Below are 5,094 nucleotides of genomic sequence, written 5' to 3'. Positions count from 1 at the left end.
CATTTCGGGCTCGGGTCTCACACCGGGGGGGGGGGGGTCACCCCCCCCGGGCCCCCCCGACTTGACCTGGAGCGCGCTCCAGCACCTAGGCTCACTTCCATGATCGACTCCTGCCGGGCCGGCGCAGGAGTCACGACCAGGGGAGAAGCACCACCATGCGCTACCGCGCCCTAGGCCGCACCGGCATCGAAGTCAGCACCTACTGCCTCGGCACCATGATGCTCGGCAGCGTCGGCAACCCCGACCACGACGACTGCGCCCGCATCATCCATCACGCCCTCGACCACGGCGTCAACTTCATCGACACCGCCGACATGTACTCCGCCAGCGAATCCGAGACCATCGTCGGCAAAGCCCTCCACGGCCGCCGCGACGACGTCATCCTCGCCACCAAGGTGCACTTCCCGATGGGCGAAGGCCGCAACCGCGGTGGCAACAGCCGCCGCTGGATCCTCACCGCCGTCGAGGACAGCCTCCGCCGCTTGAACACCGACCGCATCGACCTCTACCAGATCCACCGGCCCGACCACACCACCGACATCGAGGAAACCCTCGCCACCCTCGACGATCTCGTCCGCGCCGGAAAGATCCGCGCATACGGCTGCTCCACCTTCCCCGCCGAGGAACTCGTCGAGGCCCACCACGCCGCGCAGCGCCGCGCCGTCAGCCGCTTCCGTACCGAACAACCCCCGTACTCCCTGCTCGCCCGCGGCATCGAAGCCGACATCCTGCCCGTCGCCCAGCGTTACGGCATGGGCGTACTCGTCTGGAGCCCGCTCGCCTCCGGCTTCCTGTCCGGCCGTTTCAGCCGCGACACCGTCGACCTCACCACCGGCCGCGCCGCACTCACCCCGCACCGCTTCGACCCGGCCATCCCCGCCAATGCCGCCAAATACGACGCCCTCGAACAGCTCACCGCGCTCGCCGACGACATCGGCTGCACCCTGCCCGAACTCGCCGTCGCGTTCACCCAGGCACATCCGGCCGTCACCTCGACCATCATCGGCCCGCGCACCATGGCCCATCTCGACACGGTGCTCAAGGGAGCCGAGCGCGCACTGGACGATGCGACGCTGGACCGCATCGACGAGATCGTCCCGCCCGGCACGAACCTGTACCGCCCCGACGGCGCTTGGCGCCCGCCGGCCCTGGTCGACAGCACGCTGCGCCGCCGCCCGCAGACCGACCGCGCCGCCGCCTGACATCGCCGCACACAAGATCATTACGGGCCGGGGGAGTGGTGCGACTCCCGCGGCCCGTGGCCTGCCCCGCACCCGACCGCTGGCAGGATGGGCGCCCGTGACCCCATCCGACGTGTACGAGGAACGCTACCGACCGACCCCCAAGACCCGCCGCGTCATCGCCATCAGCTTCCTGTTCACCGCCGCCCTGCTGGTCACACCGGTCAACGCGCTCACCCGGATCCTCGGACTGGCACTGTTCGGCGTCGGCGGCGTCATCATGGCCATCGGCGCGTTCAGCCGCAAGGTCGCCCTGCGCGTCGACGGCACCGGCATCACCCTCGGCGGCTCGCCGCTGCGCCACGCCGCCACCACCGCCCATGTACCCTGGGCCGAGGCGCAGGCGGTGGTCCGGTGGCGCCAGGAACTGGCGCAGAACCTGCCTTGGATCGGTGTGCTGCGACCACACGACGCACCGCCCGTCCCGGGCACGCCCACCGGCCCGGCCGGAAAGCTCATGGCCGGCTTCGGGTACGCCGTCTCCGGCGCGCCCGACCCACGCCTGGTCGCCGCCGGTCGCGCCATCAACGGCTGGCGGCTCGACCTCGACCGGCTTACCACCGCCGGCCGGCACCACGCACCCGACGTGGACGTCCACGACATGAGGTGACCTGCACGAAAGCGAGCGGCGCATTGCAGGTCAGAGCGCCTCTTCGGCCGCCGTGGTAAGTAAACCGGTGGGATCGAGGCCCGATCGGGCCCTATCGTACGCACCCATGACCATCACCTACACCTGGCGCGGCGACTTCGGCAATGCCGAGGTCGAGCGGCTGCATGCCGACGGGTTCGACCGGGAACCGTCCGAGCACGACTGGCGGGCCCAGGTCACCGGGCACAGCCTCGGCTGGGTCAACGCCCGCGACGGCGAACTGCTCGTCGGCTGGGTCAACGTCGCGTGGGACGGGTCCGGGCACGCGTTCGTGCTCGACACCGTCGTCGCGGGGGAGGCACGCCACCGTGGTGTCGGCACCGGACTGATCGCCGAAGCGGTCCGGCAGGCCGGGGCGGCCGGCTGCGAATGGTTGCACGTCGACTTCGAGGAGCACCTGCGCGGCTTCTACCTCGAAGCGTGCGGCTTCCGGCCCACGAACGCAGGCTTGATCCCACTGCCCGCCTTCTGACCGCAACGGCTACTGCACGTCGCCCCCGTATACGTCCTCATCGGGCACTTGGGCGACGCTCTCGTCATAGATGCTGTCCATGAACTCGTCGTAGGCCGTCTCCGGCACGTCTGGCCCGGCGATTTCGTCCAGGCTTACTTCCTCCTCGCCGACACCGGGGTGTCGCGGGCCGGGTACGTGGCCGACTGCTGCCCCGGCGATGCCTGCCCCCACGCCCTCGCCCCGATCCCATGCAGCGGCCTCCCGGTCGGCCCTGGGCGGTGTGAGCCACCGTCGGTAGAAGCGGTCATCCACGCCTGCCAGGAACGCTGCAGCGGCGGCCTCAGGATCGCCCGTGGCCACGTAGACCTCAGCAACCCGCGACATGGTGCCGGGTGACAGCTTGAGCTGCTTCGCAGTAATGGTGCGCGCGGCGCGGCCGGGGTCGTTCCGATCCTTCACGGTGAGCACCACGGCAGCGTCGGGGGGCGCTGTGGCGACCCAAGCGCGGCGCATGCCGAAGTCCAGCTTGTCGAGGGTCTGCTTCCGCGGCTTCGGGTCCTTGCCGGCGTTCCACTTTTCGAACCAACGCTGGAACGTACGCCGGTCCACGCCCGCGATCTTCGCGCCCTTCGCTACGCCCGCAGTACGGCGCAGTTCCTCCGCTTTTTCGCGAAACGTCATCGGCGGCTGTGTGATTTCACGGCCGCGCATCAGATTGACCAGACGGTCGCCCAGTCGGCTCATTTCGCACCGTCCTCGGCGGCTGCACGGCTTTTGCGCGTCGCCTTGTGTTTATACGCCCCGAGCTTCATCCCGGAAGGATCGAGAGTCCAGCCGGTCGGAATTGCGGCAATGCCATCCTCCAGGTCCGAGGCGTACCAGACATTGTCCACGTCGATCCACAGCGGCCAGCGGCCTTGGTCTCGGCCGGTCTTCCACATTTTGCGCCAGCGATTGGCGCGATCCATGGCGATGATGGAGAACCACCAGTCCGGCCGGTAAATCCAGTTCGTCTCGCTTGCGAGCATGCCAAGCGTCTTTCGGCCGGCCTCCTTGAGCGCCTTGGTGACCCGCTCAGCATCACGGGTGTCCTCGGCGACATTCGGTACGGCCGCATAAGCGTCGCGCATTTTCCACGCCCAGGGGCGGAGCAATTCGGTGCCCTGGGAAATCCGGCTGTCCTTGATCGTTACCCCACCATAGACGCCCTGCTCCGTCAATTCCTGGAGTAGAGTCACCGTCGCAGTTGAGATCCAACGCGCGCCTTTTACGGACGAGTATCCTGCCGGGTCAGGCATTCGCTTGTCATTCCACGGCGACAGGTCGCATAGCCACCAGCCCCCCATCTTGGGGTCGAACGTGGTTCCCCCCGGCTTGAGCTGCCACGGGGCGAGAATGGCGTTGGCGGCGGCTGCGATATACGCGCGGTTCGCATCGTAGGCGTGCGCGAATTTCATCCCGGACGCGGGAGCACGGAAGTGGTCGGCGTGGAAGTCGTCCTCGAATCCGGGCACCAGTTCAATTTTAGGCTTCCAGGTCGGCTGGAGCTTTTTCGGCCCGACCGTCGTCACCTTGCTCAGGATCGCAGTGCCGGCAATGCCGGTGGTGCCGTGGTACGCGGACCCCGTGACCCTATGCCAGAGCGCCAGGGAGGTCACCGTGCCCATGCCGTCGCGGGGGTTGGGGTCTAGGAGTGGGAATGTTGCTGGGTTGATTGCGGGTAGGATGCCGATTCGTAGTGTGAGGTTGTTGCGTCGGAATGTCGTCCAGTCGGCGAGTTTTCGTACGTCCCAGCCTGCTGTTCGGGCTTCGCGGATCAGGTTGTGGTCGTCGGGGATTGTGTTGAGGGTGTGTTGGGTTGTGGGTAGGCGCATGGCGTGGGCTGCGTCGGTGTCGATGATGATGACGCCTTCGTCGGTGAATCGGTCGGCGAGTTGGTTTAGTACTGATCCGATTCCGGGTTCGAGTGTGCCGGGGGGTACTGGGTGGATGTGTTCTCCGTCTGTCATGAGGGTGTCTGCGCCTAGTTGCGCGGCTTTGTAAGTGGCTCCCACAGGTGGACACGATAGCGGGTCGAGTTGCTGGTCTGTGGTTGGCTCGGGGGCGTTGACGTGTCGGGTCTGGGGTGGTGGTCGGCCGTGTTCTGGTGTTGTTCGGCGTGATCGGTGGGGTCGGGGAGTGTCGAGCGTTCCCGGTTGTGGCGGCAGCTGCTCCGTCTGCTCTGCGTTGGTGTGTGTCTGTGGTTGTGGGTGGGGTGTTCGGTTGGCGGGTGTGCTTGGGTTGGCGTTCGTGGTCGACGGCTGGCGGTGCTGGGCTGTTGGTCGTAGGTGGGGGTGTGTGGTGCGGACGTTGTCTTCGGTGTGCCCGAGCCAAGTCGATCCATTATCAGATTAGGAATATCAGTAATCGAATAATAGATAAACAATATTGTGGGTTTTGGTAACGATCTGGCGGTAATAGATATCAATAAGTTCAGATGTCGGACTAGGGACTGAGTTGCTTCGGACAGGACAGGGAGCCGGGTGAGCATTCCGGACCGAAGGGCCGCAAGCCGGCCACGAAGTGGCCGGCTTGGTCGAGAGTGGGGAGAAGAAACGCAAGTAGAGTGATCGCCATGAACTAAATGGGTCCCGAAGGGACCGTCCCGAAGGGACACAACAACTGAACAGACTTCGCTTCGCGAGACAGATCCCACGAAGTGGGATCCCCCGCCCGAAGGGCGGGATTCTGAGCGAAGCGAAGGGGGGTGG

At 66.4% G+C, this 5,094-nt stretch carries 5 protein-coding genes; 3 read left to right on the top strand and 2 right to left on the bottom strand.

The genetic code is table 11. The features are described 5' to 3' along the window. Positions 1–155: 155 nt before the first annotated feature. From FLL47_RS08805 to FLL47_RS08795, 3 genes are all read left to right on the top strand, one after another. Positions 156–1,202, top strand: coding sequence for an aldo/keto reductase (locus FLL47_RS08805; protein ID WP_144119964.1), 1,047 nt, complete (start codon positions 156–158; stop codon positions 1,200–1,202). 97 nt (positions 1,203–1,299) lie between these two features. Continuing rightward, positions 1,300–1,851: a hypothetical protein gene (locus FLL47_RS08800; RefSeq protein ID WP_144119963.1), complete on the top strand. Its 552-nt coding sequence runs from the start codon at positions 1,300–1,302 to the stop codon at positions 1,849–1,851. A 106-nt stretch (positions 1,852–1,957) separates the two neighbouring features. Beyond that, the gene (locus tag FLL47_RS08795; RefSeq protein WP_144119962.1) at positions 1,958–2,362 is read left to right on the top strand and encodes a GNAT family N-acetyltransferase; all 405 of its coding nucleotides are present in this window, start codon (positions 1,958–1,960) and stop codon (positions 2,360–2,362) included. Positions 2,363–2,371: 9 nt separating this feature from the next. Here FLL47_RS08795 and FLL47_RS08790 read toward each other — a convergent pair whose 3' ends face one another. Further along, on the bottom strand, positions 2,372–3,088 hold the full coding sequence (locus FLL47_RS08790; protein ID WP_144119961.1) for a hypothetical protein: 717 nt from the start codon (positions 3,086–3,088) through the stop codon (positions 2,372–2,374). Then, a complete protein-coding gene (locus FLL47_RS08785; protein WP_144119960.1) occupies positions 3,085–4,398 on the bottom strand; it encodes a hypothetical protein in 1,314 nt (437 codons plus the stop codon). The genes FLL47_RS08790 and FLL47_RS08785 overlap by 4 nt, the downstream gene beginning before the upstream one ends. Between the last annotated feature and the right edge of the window lie 696 nt (positions 4,399–5,094).

It is taken from the genome of Catellatospora sichuanensis, assembly GCF_007483665.1.
In the GTDB taxonomy this organism is placed as follows: Bacteria; Actinomycetota; Actinomycetes; order Mycobacteriales; family Micromonosporaceae; genus Catellatospora; species Catellatospora sichuanensis.
The sequence above is the reverse complement of the archived record's forward strand: the minus strand, read 5'-3'. Positions and strand labels throughout refer to the sequence as shown.

Bases quoted from the DNA above. Each gene is read 5' to 3' on its own strand.
- FLL47_RS08805 (WP_144119964.1), top strand. From the start codon at position 156: ATGCGCTACCGCGCCCTAGGCCGCACCGGCATCGAAGTCAGCACCTAC.
- FLL47_RS08795 (WP_144119962.1), top strand. From the start codon at position 1,958: ATGACCATCACCTACACCTGGCGCGGCGACTTCGGCAATGCCGAGGTC.
- FLL47_RS08790 (WP_144119961.1), bottom strand. From the start codon at position 3,088: ATGAGCCGACTGGGCGACCGTCTGGTCAATCTGATGCGCGGCCGTGAA.